Source organism: Streptomyces sp. NPDC031426 (assembly GCF_055581585.1).
The window spans coordinates 80,239-96,626 of the sequence record NZ_JBVIJE010000031.1; the positions used below are offsets into that span (position 1 = coordinate 80,239).

The 16,388-nt window shown below is 71.4% G+C and carries 14 protein-coding genes; 3 read left to right on the forward strand and 11 right to left on the reverse strand.

From position 1 onward, the window contains the following. Together ACZ5NH_RS38470 and ACZ5NH_RS38475 are read right to left on the reverse strand one after the other, a co-directional pair. Window positions 1–459 carry a cyclic nucleotide-binding domain-containing protein gene (locus ACZ5NH_RS38470; RefSeq protein ID WP_388634402.1) on the reverse strand — a complete coding sequence of 153 codons (459 nt, stop codon included), beginning with the start codon at window positions 457–459 and terminating at the stop codon, window positions 1–3. A 281-nt stretch (window positions 460–740) separates the two neighbouring features. After that, a complete protein-coding gene (locus tag ACZ5NH_RS38475; RefSeq protein WP_388634405.1) occupies window positions 741–983 on the reverse strand; it encodes a hypothetical protein in 243 nt (80 codons plus the stop codon). Between the two features lie 136 nt (window positions 984–1,119). Here ACZ5NH_RS38475 and ACZ5NH_RS38480 point away from each other — a divergent pair, with 136 nt between their 5' ends. Next, complete coding sequence (locus ACZ5NH_RS38480) at window positions 1,120–1,551, forward strand: ATP-binding protein (RefSeq protein ID WP_468782080.1); 432 nt, start codon at window positions 1,120–1,122, stop codon at window positions 1,549–1,551. Window positions 1,552–1,790: 239 nt separating this feature from the next. Next, window positions 1,791–2,645: a SigB/SigF/SigG family RNA polymerase sigma factor gene (locus tag ACZ5NH_RS38485; protein WP_468782082.1), complete on the forward strand. Its 855-nt coding sequence runs from the start codon at window positions 1,791–1,793 to the stop codon at window positions 2,643–2,645. 18 nt (window positions 2,646–2,663) lie between these two features. Here ACZ5NH_RS38485 and ACZ5NH_RS38490 read toward each other — a convergent pair whose 3' ends face one another. The 4 genes from ACZ5NH_RS38490 to ACZ5NH_RS38505 form a co-directional block, all read right to left on the reverse strand. Then, window positions 2,664–4,886, reverse strand: a complete 2,223-nt coding sequence (locus tag ACZ5NH_RS38490; protein ID WP_468782107.1) for an FUSC family protein — start codon at window positions 4,884–4,886, stop codon at window positions 2,664–2,666. Between the two features lie 119 nt (window positions 4,887–5,005). Beyond that, entirely contained in the window at window positions 5,006–6,382 is a 1,377-nt protein-coding gene (locus tag ACZ5NH_RS38495; protein WP_468782084.1) for an NAD(P)/FAD-dependent oxidoreductase, read from the reverse strand. A gap of 199 nt (window positions 6,383–6,581) precedes the next feature. Continuing rightward, the gene (locus ACZ5NH_RS38500) at window positions 6,582–7,016 is read right to left on the reverse strand and encodes an ATP-binding protein (protein WP_388634412.1); all 435 of its coding nucleotides are present in this window, start codon (window positions 7,014–7,016) and stop codon (window positions 6,582–6,584) included. 165 nt (window positions 7,017–7,181) lie between these two features. Continuing rightward, window positions 7,182–9,080, reverse strand: coding sequence for an AMP-dependent synthetase/ligase (locus ACZ5NH_RS38505; protein ID WP_468782086.1), 1,899 nt, complete (start codon window positions 9,078–9,080; stop codon window positions 7,182–7,184). A 148-nt stretch (window positions 9,081–9,228) separates the two neighbouring features. Here ACZ5NH_RS38505 and ACZ5NH_RS38510 point away from each other — a divergent pair, with 148 nt between their 5' ends. After that, window positions 9,229–9,462 (forward strand): DUF6480 family protein, encoded by a 234-nt coding sequence (locus ACZ5NH_RS38510; RefSeq protein ID WP_468782088.1) that lies wholly within the window; start codon window positions 9,229–9,231, stop codon window positions 9,460–9,462. 10 nt (window positions 9,463–9,472) lie between these two features. Here ACZ5NH_RS38510 and ACZ5NH_RS38515 read toward each other — a convergent pair whose 3' ends face one another. The 5 genes from ACZ5NH_RS38515 to ACZ5NH_RS38535 form a co-directional block, all read right to left on the reverse strand. After that, window positions 9,473–10,561 carry a glutamate--cysteine ligase 2 gene (locus ACZ5NH_RS38515; protein WP_468782090.1) on the reverse strand — a complete coding sequence of 363 codons (1,089 nt, stop codon included), beginning with the start codon at window positions 10,559–10,561 and terminating at the stop codon, window positions 9,473–9,475. Between the two features lie 90 nt (window positions 10,562–10,651). Next, window positions 10,652–12,853, reverse strand: coding sequence for a 1,4-alpha-glucan branching enzyme (gene glgB, locus ACZ5NH_RS38520; protein WP_468782092.1), 2,202 nt, complete (start codon window positions 12,851–12,853; stop codon window positions 10,652–10,654). Between the two features lie 4 nt (window positions 12,854–12,857). After that, window positions 12,858–14,222, reverse strand: a complete 1,365-nt coding sequence (locus tag ACZ5NH_RS38525; RefSeq protein ID WP_468782094.1) for a maltokinase N-terminal cap-like domain-containing protein — start codon at window positions 14,220–14,222, stop codon at window positions 12,858–12,860. A 31-nt stretch (window positions 14,223–14,253) separates the two neighbouring features. Beyond that, entirely contained in the window at window positions 14,254–15,972 is a 1,719-nt protein-coding gene (gene treS, locus ACZ5NH_RS38530) for a maltose alpha-D-glucosyltransferase (protein ID WP_468782096.1), read from the reverse strand. After that, window positions 15,969–16,388: alpha-glucosidase C-terminal domain-containing protein (locus tag ACZ5NH_RS38535; RefSeq protein ID WP_468782098.1), on the reverse strand; the 420-nt coding region annotated here is incomplete at its 5' end. The genes ACZ5NH_RS38535 and treS, both read right to left, overlap by 4 nt.

Sequence of the window (16,388 nt, forward strand, 5' to 3'; positions counted from 1 at the left end):
TCACACCAGGCCGCCGCGCCCCTTGGTCATGTACTGGTCCATCAGCTTCCCCCGGGTCGTCTCCAGGCGGTGGGCGAGGATCTCGGCCACCGTCCGCACCAATGAGAGCCCGAGCAACGGGTCTTCCACGCACAGCGCGAGCACCGAGGGCCCGTCGAACTCGTAGGCCCGTACATTGCTGAAGGCCACCGCGCCGAAGTCCCACTGGTACGGCGGGAACAGCCAGGACCAGCCGAGCATGTCGCCCGCGCCGAGCGTGGCGACGGTGACCCGCTGCCGCGAGGTGACCTGCTGGTCCAGGTGGACCGCCCCGGAACGGATCACCCAGAACCGGTCAGCGGTGCCGCCCGCCTCGAAGATGCGGGTGTCCTCCGGGAACGAGACCTCCTTGGCCAGTTCCATCAGGCGCTCGCGCTGCGCATACGGCAGGGCGGTCAGCAGTTTTATCGCTTTGGTCATGGCGCGGGGCTCCTCGCCGAGGGGGTTCGGGGGTGCTTTCCCTAAGCCCATTTCAGCCGCTGCCGCCCCTGCGGGCACCTCGAAGGGCCTGGATTTCCTCGGCGCGTGCCCGGCCCCGCGCCGGTTGCGGGCAGCAAGAAGCCCTGGCTGGACGGGGGAGGCCAGCCAGGGCCGTCTGCGGTGACGCCATGGGGGGAGGAAGGACGGTTCCGGTCACCCCCGGCATCACGTATGTATGAACGATAAACCATCCGGCGGGTGTTCTACCAGTCGGTAGCAGGTCACGTGACCTGTTTCACGCCTTCCGCGGGATCCCGCGGTCCACCCGGGCAGACGATCTCCTCCAGCACCCGCGCCACCGCCTCGAACGCCCAGGCCCGGGCCGTCGCTTCCCGAGCACCGTCCGGATCCGTCGCCGTCAGGTTCTGTGCGCGTTCCCGCCAGGCCCGCTCCTCCGCGGCCGCGTGCTCCCGGCCGCGCTGGATGCGCCGCAGCAATTCATCCGCGTCCACGACATCGGTCATACCGGTCTGGTACCCGCATGGCCGCAGTGATGACACGGGCACCGACGGTGTTTGACAGCTCCGGAAGGGGTGAGGCGGAAAGCAGGGAGCCCGGCAAACCGGGCATTCATCTTGGCATCGCCTCAGGGAGGAAGGGATGCGCGACAAGCACCGGACCAGCTGCCGCGCGACGCTGCGGGAACCGCGCCGCCGCCTGCCGTGCCGGCCGGCCGAAGCCCGCAGAACCGTGGAGAGCGTGGTGGCCGAGCGATGCCGGGCCCGCGCCATCCCCTGCGGTGCGGCGGCCATGGAGGACGCCCTGCTGGTCACCTCCGAACTCACCACCAACGCCATCCTGCACGGCGGTGGCATCACCGGCTTCGACGTCGACGTGGACTCCGGCGGCGTACGGGTGTCGGTGAGCGATCGCAGTGACGACGTGCCGGTGGCCGCCCCGGCCGCAGAGCGGGGCCCCGCCCGGCTCGGCGGCCGGGGCTGGCCCATTGTCTGCCGCCTGGCCCGGGACGTCCGGGTCGCCCAGCTGCCCTGTGGCGGCAAGCGCATCACGGCCGTCGTACCGCTGCGCTGAAGCCGTGCGGAAGGCGAAGGTTCGCGTCCGGCGTGTTTGCTCCCCGGAGCGAGGGGCAGGCGGAGTCTCGTGCTTCGGACCGGAGGCGCGCGCCCAGTGGGAACCGTACGACTGCCTGGGTCCCCCTCTCGTCGGACCGGGCGAGCGACCCGCGGCGAACCCTGACACCACCGTTCGGGCCCGGCCCCAGAACCCTTTCCGGCCGCGCGCCCTGAAACCACGTTCAGGAGCGATTCCGCATGCTGACCGACATGTCGACAAGCCGTCCCGGCACCACCACCACGGACTCCGCCGCTGCCGCTCCCGCGCGGCGGACCCATGACGACGCCCCCGACACCGCCGCCCTGTTCGCCCGGCTGGCGGCACTGGACGACGGCCCCGAGCGCGACGGCGTACGCGACGAACTCGTCGCCGCCTGGCTCCCCATGGCCCACCGGATCGCCGGCCGCTTCCGGGACCGGGGCGAGTCCGTCGAGGACCTGCGACAGGTGGCCGCGCTCGGGCTGGTCAAGGCCGTCGACCGGTTCGACCCGTCCCGCGGGGCCTTCGAGAGCTACGCCGTGCCGACCATCACCGGCGAGGTCAAGCGGCACTTCCGGGACCGGATGTGGGCCCTGAGGGTGCCGCGCCGGGTGCAGGAACTGCGCAACCGGGTGCGCGTGGCCCGGCGCGAGCTCACCCAGCACCCGGGCAGCCCCGAACCCACCCTCGCCGACATGGCCGCCCACACCGGCCTCACCGAGGAGGAGGTCGGCACCGGCCTGGAGGCCCTGGAGAGCTTCAGCACCCTGTCCCTGGACGCCGAACTGTCCACCGGGGACGACGGCTACAGCCTCGCCGACACCCTCGGCGCGACGGACACCTCGTACGATGTCGTGGTCGACCGCGAGGCCGCCAAGGAGGGACTGCGCCGGCTGCCCGAGCGGGAACGGGCCATCCTCTACATGCGGTTCTTCGAGGACATGACGCAGAGCCGCATCGCCGACCGGCTGGGCATCTCCCAGATGCACGTCTCCCGGCTGATCAGCCGCAGCTGCGCCCGCGTCCGCGACGAGGCCATGGGCCGGCGCGCATGCGGCACGGACCCGGCATGAGCGCACGTCCGGCGGCCGTCACTTCTTCGGCCGGTCCGCGCCGCTGGTGAGGCCCAGCGGCCGGGCCAGGCCCGAGACCGCCTCGTCCAGCCGCTGCAGATGGCGCAGCACCCGGTCGGTGACCCGGCCGTAGCGCGGGGTGCGCAGGGTTCCCGGCTCCAGCATCGAGGCGATGCTGGAGCCGGTCTCGATCTCCGCCGTGGCACGCGGGTCGGCGACATGCGCGGCGATCGCCTCGATGTTGTGCACGATCCGCGCGCCCGCCCCGCGCAGGCGGGGATCCGCGGCGATCGACGGATGCGTCGGCAGCAGCTCGGCCGTGGCCGCGAGCGAACGCCCGTGGTAGGCACAGGTCTCCAGCAGCGCCACCACGTACCGGGCGGTGTCCCGGCGGGAGCGCAGCGGGGTGATCGGATGGGTCAGCGGCTGGGTGGCCGCGCGCAGGTCGGCCAGCGCCTGGTCCAGATCGCGCGCCTGCTCCACCAGATCGGCGCCCGCCCCGCCGCTCAGCTGGTCCACGGCGGCCCGGGTGACATCGGCGAGCCGGTCCAGGACCGTCACGAGCAGTTCGTTGGTACGGCGGTCGGTGCGGATCGGCAGCACCACCGCCGCCGCGACCACCCCGCAGGCCGCGCCCAGCGCCGTCTCCTCCACCCGCAGCACCAGCACCGACATGCTGTAGGTGTTCAGCAGCGTGTACAGCAGGCCCAGCATCGCCGTCACGAAGAACGACATCAGCGTGTACGACAGCGGCGCGGTGTAGAACATCGCGAAGATGAACACCAGCACCAGGCCGAACGCCGTCCAGGTGTGGTGCCCGACCAGACCGGCGAGCACGATACCGGCCAGCACGCCGAGGACCGTGCCCAGCAGCCGCCGGTAGCCCTTCACCAGGATCTCGCCGGTCGAGGCGGTGTTGAGGAACACGATCCAGCAGGTCAGCACCGCCCAGTACCAGCGCTGGCCGGACAGCAGCTCGCCGCCCGCGATGGCCAGCGCGGAGCCGACGCCCACCTGGACCGCGGCCCGTGTCGTGGGCCGCTGCAGACCGCTCGGCCCCGGCTCCTCCGCCTCGGCCTCCTCGCCCGCCTCGATCGCGGCGTCCTCCGCGTCCAGCTCCTCGCGCGAGCGGGTCGTCGCCGGGGTGTCGTCGGACTCGTCCTGCGGCCCGTCCAGCGCGACCCGCAGCCCCAGCGAGGCCCTGGCGGCCTCGCCGAGCCCACGGAAGACGTCCTGTACCGCCGGCGAGGCCTTGGGGAGGTTCTCCTCCTCGCGGTAGCCGAGCAGCCGGTTGCGCACCTGGGCGAGCGCGGTGCCCCGCGCCTCGCCGACCGGCCGCAGCATCAGCAGCCGCAGCGCCTGCAGATCACGGCGCAGCGCCGCCGTGGCCTCGTCCCGCACCGGCAGCTCCCCGCCGGAGGGCAGTACGGCGCCCGGCAGATGCAGGGTGAGGGTGTCGGTCCGCTCGGCGCTGCGCGCGGTGAGCAGCAGCAGCCCGAGCCGCTCGGAGGCGATCTCGGCGTCCGCGATCCGGCGCTGCAGCAGGCGGCCCACCGCCGCGTCGGAGGTGCCGTCCTCCAGCCGCCCCTGGATCAGCAGCGCCGTCTCGTGCAGCCGAGCGGTGGCGGTGCGCAGAGCGTCCAGGACCTTGTCCACGTCGTCCGGTCCGGCGTCCAGCAACTCGGTCTGTACGGCGATCAGCTGCGCGAGCCGGGCGCGGAACGCCCGCCGCAGCCGGTCCAGGGTGCCCGCCGGGGTCTGCGGCAGCAGCACGAAGCGCGCGGTGGCGCTGCACGCGAAGGCCACGCAGATGCCCCCGTACAGCGCCGGCAGCGCCGCGGTGGTGGCGTGCACGAACAGGGAGAGGAAGTAGATCTGAAAGCCGATCAGGCCGAGCGCCGTGCCGCGGTCGCCGAACCGGCGGCTGTAGACGGCACAGAAGATGAGGACGACGAAGAACAGGTCCCCGACGACAACCCGTTGGTTCAGCAGTGCGCCCAGCGACACCGACGCCAGTGCCACCGGCAGGCCGAGCGCGAGCGTCACGGCCTGCGCCGAGCGCTGCTTCTCCCGGATGGCGAAGGTCGACACCATCGCCGCCATGGCACCGGCGACCAGTTGGGGCACCGGCACCCGCAGGGCGGCCAGCACGGCGAGGGTGAGCGCGATCGCGGTGACCGTGCGCAGCCCGGCGGTGAGCCGGAGCAGCCCCGGATCGGACGCCGCGAGCCGGTCCCACATCCGTACCCGCCCAGGTCGTCCCGCTGTGCTCACGCCGCCGCGCTCTCTCCCGTGCCGGAAATCGATCTCCGACCCAGCATCGCACGACGGCCTGGGCTACTTGTGTCCCCTCCTCACCCTCAGGCGCTCCCGGCGCTCGTGCCCTCCACCCGGGCCCGCACCTGTTCCGGGGACAGATACGAGTCGGTGAACTCGAAGTCCTTCAGCCGGGCCGGCTTGCGGGCCTGGAAGCCGGTGCGCACGAAATCGTCGCCGGCGACGGCGTTCAGCAGCCAGTTGGTCATCACCCGGGTCTTGGCGACGTTGGTGCGCAGCGCCGACCAGTGGTAACCGCGGGCCACCACCTGGGCCGGCAGCCCGCGCAGCTCGACGCCGAGCGGCTTGGACACCGCGTCCTTGCCGCCGAGGTCGACGACCAGACCCAGATCGTGGTGCACATACGGCGTCAGCGGCTGCCCCCGCAGGGTCGCGATGACGTTGTCGGCGACCTTCTTGCCCTGGCGCATGGCGTGCTGTGCGGTGGGCGGGCAGACCGCGCCCGGCTCGCCCTTGGCCTCGTCGGGCACGGCGGCCGCGTCCCCGAGCGCGAACACGCCGTCGTGACCCGGGAGGCACATCTCGGCGGTCACCGCCAGCCGGCCGCGGACCGTCTCCGCGCCGAGCGTGCCGATCAGCGGGCTGGCGACCACACCGGCCGTCCAGATCAGTGTGTGCGTCGGCACCACCCGGCCGTCGGTGAAGGTGACCTCCTCCGCGCCGGCCTTGTCGATCGACACGCCCAGCGACACCTCGATGCCGCGCCGCCCCAGGATCTCCTGCGCGCTGCGGCCGAGCTTCTCGCCCAGCTCCGGCATCAGCTTGGGCGCGATGTCGATCAGATGCCACCTGATCAGGCCGGGATCCAGACGCGGATAACGCTGTACGGCGGCGTGCGTCAGCCGTTGCAGACAGGCGGCGGTCTCCGTGCCGGCGTATCCGCCGCCCACCACCACGAACTGCAGCCGCGCCGCCCGCTCCACCGGGTCGTCGCTGGCGTCCGCGAGATCGAGCTGCGAGATGACGTGGTCACGTATGTAGGCGGCCTCGGCCAGGGTCTTCAGCCCGAAGGCGTGCTCGGTCAGCCCCGGGATGTCGAAGGTACGGGTCACGCTGCCGGGGGCCAGCACGATGTAGTCGTAGGGCTCGTTGACGATCTTGTCGGTGATGGTGCGGACGACGCACACCTTGGACCTCAGGTCCACGCCGATCGCGCCACCCGGGATGATCCGGGTGCGGTACTTCTTGCTGCGGCGCAGGCTCAGGGCGATCGACTGCGGCGTGAGCACGCCGGAGGCGACCTGGGGCAGCAGGGGCAGATACAGCTGGTAGGAGTACGGCGTCACCAGGGTGACGTCGGCCTCGGCGGGAGCGAGTTTCCGCTCCAGGCGGCGGACGCACGCCACTCCGGCGAAGCCTGCGCCAACCACCAGGATCCTGGGTCGTGTCACGGTGTTCATCCCTTTCTGCGGCTCCAGGCGGTCCGACTCCACGCCGTTCGCCTGCCCTGATCGGTGGCACCAGCTTTGATCCCACCGTGCCCTGAGCCGTTCCGCCAGCCGGGCGCGGCAGGCAGACGAACGCGTGGGCACCAGCATGCCCCCGCTGCGGCTGGAGTAACCGGTTGCCGCACAGGTACACGTCGTACACACATCGCGGTCACCACGGCAGGAACACATGGACGTCCTTGCCCTCGTCGTCGACGACGACGCTGACCTGCGTGCACAGCGTGTGCACCAGATGCCAGCCGATGCCGCCGCCGCCCGTGCGCGGATGGAAGGGCCGCGGTTCCGGCTTGGTGGTGCTCGTGTCGCGCATCGTCACATGCACGCCGTCGAAGGTGCGGCGCATTCGCAGACCGAACGGCCCGGGCGCGTACTGGATCACGTTCGCGGCCAGCTCCGTCACCACCAGCAGTATGTCGTCCCAGTACTCGGGCGCGGCGGGCGGCGCCTGTGTGGCGAGCGCGCAGAGGAAGTCCTCCGCGGCGAGCCGGGCCTCCGTGACATTGCGCAGCTCACCGGCGAAGGAGAAGGTGCGCTCGTACCCGTCCTCCGCGGGCGGTGTGTCGTCCCCACGTGGCTGCGTCGCCATCTCGCAATCCCCGATCCTGGGCGGTCGGGGGCGCGGCGGGACCCCCCGGCCAGGACGGCTGTCGGTGCCGATCTCATTCTGTGCTGCGAGTTCCCGCAGCCGGGCGGGATATCCGTCCGACCCGGTTCATGCCCCCCTTCGGATGCTCCGACCCGGCGGACGGCGTCAGCGGAAGACGTCGTCCGGCTCGTCCCAGTCCGCCGGCTCCTGCGCGACACGCGCCGCCCGGGACCGCGCCTGATACATCGCGTCGATCTCGGCGGCGTAGTGCCGCACGATCACGTCCCGGCGCAGCTTCATCGACGGGGTGAGCAGTCCGTTGTCCGGGGCGAACGGCTCCGGGAGCACCCGGTAGACCCGGATGGACTCCGCGCGGGAGACGGCGCTGTTGGCCGAGGCGACGGCCCGCGCTATCTCGTCCCGCAGCGCGTTCTCCTCACGGCTCTCCCGGCCCGGACTGTCGCCCTGGAGCGCCAGGGAGCCCCGCCAGTGCGCGAGGAAGTCCGGGTCCAGGGTGATCAGGGCGCCGACACAGGGCCGGTCGTCGCCGATCACGACCGCCTGGTGGAGCAGCGGATGCATGCGCAGCCGCTGCTCCAGGGGGGCCGGGGCGACGCTCTTGCCGCCGCTGGTGACGATGACGTCCTTCTTGCGCCCGGTGATCGTCAGATAGCCCTCGGAGTCCAGCCGCCCGATGTCCCCGGTGGCCAGCCAGCCGCCGCGCAGCGCGGCCCGCGTCGCCGCCTCGTCGCCGACATAGCCCTGGAACACCGACGGGCCGCGCACCAGGATCTCCCCGTCGTCGGCCACCTGGACCTCGGTGCCCGGCAGCGGCCGGCCGACCGTACCGGACTTCTCCCGGCCGAGCGGCTGCATGGTGATCCCGCCCGAGGCTTCGGTGAGGCCGTACCCGTCGTGGACGAACACCCCGATGCCCTCGTAGAACAGGCTCAGTTCCCGGCTGAGCGAGCAACCGCCGGAGGTGCCGCGCACCGCCCGCCCGCCGAGCGCCGCGCGCAGCCTGCGGTACACCGTCCGCTCGTACAGGGCGTGCTGCAGCCTCAGCTCGAAGCCGGGCCCCGGCCCGGTGCCCAGCCGCTGGCGCTCCAGTGCCTGGGCGAAGTCCCGCGCGGTCTGCGCGGCCCGCTCGAACAGGGCACCCCGGCCCGCTTTCTCGGCCGCCTGCAGGAACTTCTTGTAGAGCTTCTCGAACACCGACGGGACGCCGTACAGATACGTCGGCCGGAACGTGGTCAGGGCCGAGGCCAGCGACGCCTCGGTCAGCTCCGGCTCGTGCCCCATCAGGACGCCGCCGCGCACGCACATCAGCATGATCATGAGGCCGTACACATGGGAGAACGGCAGAAAGGCCAGCACGGAGGGCTGTACGCCCGGCGGGGCCGCGGTGTGCAGCCAGCCGGCCAGCAGCGTGTCGCAGGGGTAGGCGAGGTTCCGGTGGCTCAGCGCGCAGCCCTGGGGACGGCCCGAGGTGCCGGAGGTGTAGACGACCGCGGCGGTCGCGTCCGGCAGCACGATCCGGCGCAGCGACTCCACCGTGGTGTCCGGCACGACCGTGCCCCGCTCGACGATTTCCGACAGCGCGCCCGCGTCCAGCTGCCAGACGTGGCGCAGCCGCGGCAGCCCGGTGCACACCGTGCCGACGGTCATGACGCCCTGCTCGTCCTCCAGGACCACGGCCACACAGCCGGCGTCCCGCAGGATCCACTCGACCTGGTCCCGTGAGGAGGCCGGATGGATCGGCACCACCTCGGCGCCCACGGCCCACAGCGCATGGCTGAACACGGTCCACTCGTAGCGGGTGCGGGACATCAGGGCCACCCGGTGGCCGGGGGAGATCCCGGTGGCGATCAGCCCCTTGGCCAGGTCGACCACCTGGTCGCGCAGCTCGACGGCCGTCACCTCCTGCCACACGGTGGCGGCGGGATCCACGCGATGGGCGAGCACCGGCAGGGCGGGACTGCGCTCCGCGGTGTCGAAGACGCTGTCGGCGAGGCCGCCGGTGAGCGGCGCGGCAACGGCGGGAGCGAGGGCGACGTCGCGCATGCGCTGCTCCTGGATGTACAGAGGGTCACCGCCGATCGGCTCATTGTCGGCGGTGCTCGAATGTAGCCCAGCGGACCGCGTTCGGTGCCGGGAACGGGCAAGTCGTGATCGACTGATGATGTGGACGTGTCCTGGGGACTCGGCAGACATGAGTCATGTGAACCCCGATCCCGAACCCGAGCGGACCACCGGGCTGGAGCCCGGCGGCTCGGTACCGCCCGGCGAGACCCCGCCCGCCGAGAGCAGCCTGCCCGGGGCCGGGCCCCGTGAGACGCACAATCCACCGCGGGGCTGGGCCAAGGTGCCGCTGACGCTGATCCTCGTGCTCGTCGTCCTCGTCGCGCTGTTCTTCCTGGCCTACGCCCTGGTGCTGATCGTCTGACCGCGGGCGGTCAGCCCTGGGTACGCCGGACGCACTCGGTGACGACCCCCCGCAGGCCGCCGCCGTGCTCCAGCAGCCGACGCTGCTCGCGCGCCCCGTTGCCGCGCCGCAGCAGCTCCGTGATGCCCTGCTCCGCGCGGTCCGCGTCGTCGGCGGCGGTGAGCGCGTCCTGGGTGTACGCCAGCAGCGACCGCAGCACCTGCGGGGCGGGTTCGGGCCGCATGGCCACCGGGTCGAGCAGATTCTCCTCCAGGCCGAACCGGGCGGCCTGCCAGTCGGCGAGCCGCAGCAGGCTCACACTGTGGCCGGGCGCCGGCCGGCCGGCCCGCCAGTCCCGCGCGGCCGTCTCCACGAGCGCCCGGGTCAGCGTCGCGATCAGCACGGCGGTGTCCGCACCGAGACACACGTCCGCCACCCGGACCTCCACGGTCGGATAGCGGGCGGACAGCCGCGCGTCGAAGTAGACCATCCTCTTGTCCAGCACGGCACCGGTGGCCACCATCTCCGCCACCCGCCGGTGATACCGCTCGGGGGACCCGAACGGCTCGGTCGGCCCGGCCGACGGCCAGCGGTCCCACACCCGGCTGCGATAGCTGGCGTAACTCGTGTCCCGGCCCTGCCAGAAAGGCGAGTTCGCACTGATCGCGCGCAGTACCGGGAGCCATGGGCGGATCCGGTCCAGGACGGCGATGCCCTCGTCGTCGGACTCCACGCACACATGCACATGGCAGCCGCACACCAACTGCTCCCAGGTCGGTATCCCGTAGTGCTCGGCCAGCCACTCGTACCGCTCGTTCACGCTGAGGGCGGGGCTGACCGGCAGAGGAGACGTGGCCAGCGCCGCGACCGTGCAGCCGAGCTCCCCGGCGTGCCGCGCCGCCTCCTTGCGGCAGCGCACGATCTCCTCGCCGAGGTCCGCCATGTTCGCCTGTGGATGCGTGGCGAACTCCAGCATCTGCCGGAACAGCTCCTTCTCGAAGACGTGCTGCCCCGGATCGTCATGGGCGACCCGGGCGAGGACGGCCGCCGCCAGCGCCTTCGGTTCGCCGGTTTCCGGGTCGACCAGAAGGAGTTCCTCCTCCACTCCCACGGTGCGCACGTGGTGCCACCTTCCGTGTCCATGCCACGACGGGCAGGCCTGGTTCTACGCCCCCCGACTGCCCCTGGGCGGGCCGCCGACACCTGGTTTTCAGCGCTCGGGCGCCAGCCAGACCGTGGCGAGCGGCGGCAGCGTGAGCTTCAGGAACCCGTCCTCGGGCTTCAGCAGCCCCTGGGCGCCGACCCCGCCGCCGCCGTAGCGGACGTCGTCGGTGTTCAGCTCCTCCTGCCAGGCGGTGATCTCGTCGGGTACCCACAGCCGGTAGTCGTGCCGTACCACCGGTGAGAAGTTCGACACCGCGAGCAGGGGAGAGCCGTCCGCGGCGAAGCGCAGGAACGCGAAGACGTTGTCGTCCGCTGCGTCGCACAGCACCCACCGGAACCCGCCCGGGTCGGAGTCCCGCTGCCACAGCGCCGGCGTCTCCCGGTACGCGGTGTTCAGGTCCCGCACCAGATCCTGCACGCCCCGGTGGTCCCCGGCCGAGTGGTAGTCGTCGTCGAGCAGCCACCACTCGGGGCCGTGCGCCTCGGACCACTCCGCCCCCTGGGCGAACTCCTGCCCCATGAACAACAGCTGCTTGCCGGGATGGGCCCACATGAAGCCCAGATAGGCGCGATGGGTGGCCCGCCGCTGCCACCAGTCGCCGGGCATCTTCGACACCAGCGCCTGCTTGCCGTGCACCACCTCGTCGTGGGAGATCGGCAGCACATAGTTCTCGCTGTAGGCGTACACCATCGAGAAGGTCATCTCGTTGTGGTGGTACTTGCGGTGCACCGGCTCCTTCTGGATGTACTGCAGCGAGTCGTGCATCCAGCCCATGTTCCACTTCAGCCCGAAGCCGAGCCCGCCGCTGTCCGTCGGCCGGGTCACCCCGTCCCATGCGGTGGACTCCTCCGCGATGGTCACCACCCCCGGGCAGCGCCGGTAGACAGTGGCGTTCATCTCCTGCAGGAAGGCGACCGCGTCCAGGTCCTCCCGCCCGCCGAACACGTTCGGCTCCCACTGGCCGGAGTCGCGCGAGTAGTCGAGGTAGAGCATCGAGGCGACGGCGTCCACCCGCAGCCCGTCGATGTGGAACTCCTGGCACCAGTACACCGCGTTGGCGACGAGGAAGTTGCGCACCTCGGTGCGGCCGTAGTCGAACTCGTACGTCCCCCAGTCAGGGTGCTCGGCGCGCGTCGCGTTCCCGGGCTCGTACAGCGGATCCCCGTCGAACCGGGCCAGCGCCCAGTCGTCCTTGGGAAAGTGTGCCGGCACCCAGTCCATGATCACGCCGAGGCCGGCCCGGTGCAGCGCGTCCACCAGGTACCTGAAGTCGTCCGGAGAACCGAGGCGGGGCGTGGGCGCGTAGTAGGAGGTGACCTGGTAGCCCCAGGAGCCGCTGAACGGATACCCGGCGACCGGCATCAGCTCGACATGCGTGAAGCCCATGTCCTTGACGTAGGCGGGGAGTTCCTCGGCCAGCTGTCGGTACGTCAGTCCGGGCCGCCAGGACGGCAGATGGACCTCGTACACCGAGAACGGCGCCTGGTGCACGGGGGTGTCGCCCCGGTGGGCCATCCACTCCGCGTCGCCCCACTCGTACCGCGAGACCGCGACGACCGACGCCGTGTCCGGCGGCACCTCCGTGCACCGGGCCATCGGGTCGGCCTTGAGGAACCGATGGCCGTAACGCGAGGTGATCTCGAACTTGTAGCGGGCGCCCTCGCCGATCCCGGGCAGGAACAGCTCCCACACACCGGACGCGCCCAGCGACCGCATCGGGTACTGCGTGCCGTCCCAGTACGTGAAGTCCCCGGCCACCCGCACCCCTTGGGCGTTGGGCGCCCACACGGTGAAGCGGGTGCCGGTCACGCCCTGGTGCGTCATCGGTTCCGCACCGAGCGCCTGCCACAGCTGCTCGTGCCGGCCCTCCCGGATCAGATGCAGGTCCAGCTCGCCCAGGGCGGGCAGGAAGCGGTACGGATCGTGCACCTCCTGCTCGGCGTCGTCGTAGGTCACCAGCAGCGTGTACGGCGGGATCTCCGGGTAGGGCAGTACGGCCGCGAAGAGACCGTCGCCCTCCGAGCGCAGGGGGTTGCGCATCCCGTCGACCACGACGCTCACCGCGCGCGCGTTCGGGCGCAGGGCCCGGAACAGCGTGCCGCCCGGCACCGGATGGGCGCCGAGCAGGGCGTGCGGATCGTGGTGGGCGCCGCCCAGCAGCCGGCCGCGATCGGCCGCGTCCAGGGGCAGGGCCGCGGCCGGCGCGCGGCCGGCGGCCTCCGGGAGCGAGGTGTCGCGCAGAGCCATGACGTCATCCTCCCCACACGGCGAGCCGCTTGATCGCCGCCATCGGTACCGGCAGCCAGTCCGGCCGGTGTCTCGCCTCGTACAGCACCTCGTAGACCGCCCTGTCCGTCTCGTGCGCGCGCAGCAGCGCGTGCTTCTTGCGTGGATCCCAGCCGGCGCGGGCCGCGTAGCCCGCGCAGAACGCCTCCCGGCAGCGGCGCGCCCATTCGGGTCGCCAGGGGCGGCGCTGCCGGGCCGCGTAGTCGAAGGAGCGCAGCATCCCCGCCACGTCCCGCACCGGGGACTGCGGGATCTGCCGCTCGGCGAGCGGCCGGGACGGCTCGCCCTCGAAGTCGATGACGAACCAGTCGCGGCCGGCCTGCAGCACCTGCCCGAGGTGCAGATCGCCGTGGATGCGCTGCGCGGGCGGCCCGGAGTCGCAGGTGGCGAGCGCACCGAACGCGGCCCGCAGCCCCGGCACGAAGGGCAGCAGCCCCGGCACGGCGTGCGCGGCCGCGTCCAGCCGTGCGCACATCGCCTCGGCCGTACGGCCGTTCTCGCTCGGCCCGGCCGGCGGGAACGCCTCGGCCAGCGCGAGGTGCACCTCGGCCATGGCCCGGCCCAGTGCCCGGGCCTCGGCGGTGAAGTCGTCGCCGGCCGCGAGCGCGTGCAGCGCGAGCGTCCAGCCGTCGGTCGCGTCCGGCAAGAACGGTTGCAGCACGCCGAGCGTGGCCGGCTGCGGCGCGGACGTACGGAACCAGGCCACCGGTGCCGGCACCCGGGTGCACCCCTGCGCGGCCAGCGCGGCCGTCACCTCCAGGTCCGGGTTGACGCCCGGCTGGATCCGGCGGAAGACCTTCAGGATGTACGCGTCGCCGTACACGATCGACGAGTTGGACTGCTCGGCGTCCAGCAGGCGCGGCGGCAGACCGCCGGGCAGATGGGCGGCCGGGTCGACCTCGAACCGCAGCGGGCCGACCGCTCCGGGCTGCCGCAGCCGCTCCAGCAGCAGGTTGGCCGAGCGCGGGTCGTGCAGCGCGTCGTACACCGCGAGCCCGGCGAACGGGCCCCGTTCGGCCCGCCCGATGTAGGCCCGCTCCAGTCGTGGGTTGAGGTGTTCGCGCAGGCCGAGCAGCAGTTGGTAGCAGTCACCGGGCGGGGGAGTGCCGCCCGGTGCGGGCACGGGCGCGTGCGAGGCGTGCACCAGCAGATGCAGACATCCCGGGAACAGCTCGGTCAAGGAGAGCACTGTCAGATCGGTGACGGGCCGGTCCTTGCCCGCGAACCAGCGTTGCCTCGGCAGCCACTGGCGCAGCAGCTCGCCCAGCGAGACCTGCGGCCCGTCGAGGCCGACCGCGGTTCTCGGTCGGTCAGTGATGGTCTTCGGCATGGTGACGCGTCCTTTCCTCGGCGCCGCTCGTTCAGCGGCGGCGGCCGATGCGGGATGCGACTCGGGTGAGCCGGAACCAGTAGAAGCCGTGGCCTTGCAGGGTCAGCAGGTAGGGAAGTTCACCGATGGCGGGGAAGCGCACCCCGCCGATCAGCTCGACCGGGTGCCGGCCGTCGTAGGTCCGCAGGTCGAGCTCGGTGGGCTGGGCGAAGCGGGAGAAGTTGTTGACGCACAGCACCAGGTCGTCGCCGTACTCGCGCAGGAACGCCAGGACCGCCGGGTTGGAGGACTGCAGTTCGGTGAACGAGCCGAGTCCGAAGGCGGGGTTCTGCTTGCGGATCTCGATCATGCGCCGGGTCCAGTGCAGCAGCGACGACGGCGACGACATCGACGCCTCGACGTTGGTGACCTGGTAGCCGTAGACCGGGTCCATGATCGTCGGCAGGTACAGGCGTCCCGGATCGCTGGTCGAGAAGCCGGCGTTGCGGTCGGGGGTCCACTGCATCGGGGTGCGCACGGCGTCGCGGTCGCCGAGCCAGATGTTGTCGCCCATGCCGATCTCGTCGCCGTAGTACAGGATCGGCGAGCCGGGCAGGGACAGCAGCAGCGCGGTGAACAGCTCGATCTGGTTGCGGTCGTTGTCGAGCAGCGGCGCGAGGCGGCGGCGGATGCCGATGTTGGCGCGCATCCGCGGGTCTTTCGCGTACTCGGCCCACATGTAGTCGCGCTCTTCGTCGGTGACCATTTCGAGGGTCAGCTCGTCGTGGTTGCGCAGGAAGATGCCCCACTGGCACTTCGAGGGGATGGCCGGTGTCTTGGCGAGGATCTCGGAGACGGGGTAGCGGGATTCACGGCGTACGGCCATGAAGATGCGCGGCATGACCGGGAAGTGGAAGGCCATGTGGCACTCGTCGCCGCCGGAGGAGTAGTCCCCGAAGTAGTCGACGACGTCCTCCGGCCACTGGTTGGCCTCCGCCAGCAGCACGGTGTCGGGGTACATCGCGTCGATCTCACGGCGGACCCGCTTCAGGAACTCGTGGGTCGCCGGCAGGTTCTCGCAGTTGGTGCCCTCCTCGGCGTAGAGGTAGGGCACCGCGTCGAGCCGGTAGCCGTCGATCCCGAGGTCCAGCCAGAACCTGAGGGCCGCCAGGATCTCCTCCTGCACGGCCGGGTTCTCGTAGTTGAGGTCGGGCTGGTGCGAGAAGAAGCGGTGGAAGTAGTACTGGCCGCGCACCGGGTCGAAGGTCCAGTTGGAGGCCTCGGTGTCGACGAAGATGATCCGGGCGTCCTGGAACTGCTTGTCGTCGTCGGCCCACATGTAGTAGTCCCCGTACGGGCCGTCGGGGTTCTTGCGGGACTCCTGGAACCACGGGTGCTGGTCGCTGGTGTGGTTCATGACGAAGTCGATGATCACGCGCATGCCGCGCTGGTGGGAGGCGTCCACGAACTCCACGAAGTCGGCGAGGTCACCGAACTCGGGCAGTACGGCGGTGTAGTCGGAGACGTCGTAACCGCCGTCCCGAAGCGGTGACTTGAAGAACGGCGGCAGCCACAGGCAGTCCACGCCGAGCCACTGCAGATAGTCCAGCTTGGCGGTCAGACCCTTCAGGTCACCGACGCCGTCGCCGTTGCTGTCCTGGAAGGAGCGGACCAGGACCTCGTAGAAGACGGCGCGTTTGAACCACTCCGGGTCCCGGTCCTTGACGGGCGTGTCCTCGAAGGTGTCGTGTACGGGTTCGTTGACGGTCATGAGGCCGCGGGCCCTCCGTTCCGGGGCGTCGACCGCCCAACGTGGAGAACATGCGCCGGCGCGCAGCCGGGCGTCAGGCGCACGTAGTTGGTCCTGCCCCAGCGGTACGTCTCACCCGTCAGTTCGTCGTGCACGGACAAGGCGGAGTTCCAGTCCAGTCCGAGTTGCGGCATGTCCAACGAGACCGAGGCCTCCTGGGTGTGGTGCGGGTCGAGATTGACGACCACGATGACCGTGTCGGTACCCGTGCTCTTGCTGTAGGCGAGCACGGCATCGTTGTCAGTCAGGTGGAAGCGGAGGTTCCGCAGGCGCTGTAGCGCGGGGTGCTGCCGTCGGATGGTGTTGAGCCTGGTGATGAGCGGCGCGATGGTCCGGCCCTCGCGTGCCGCAGCCTCCCAGTCCCGGTGCCTGAGCTG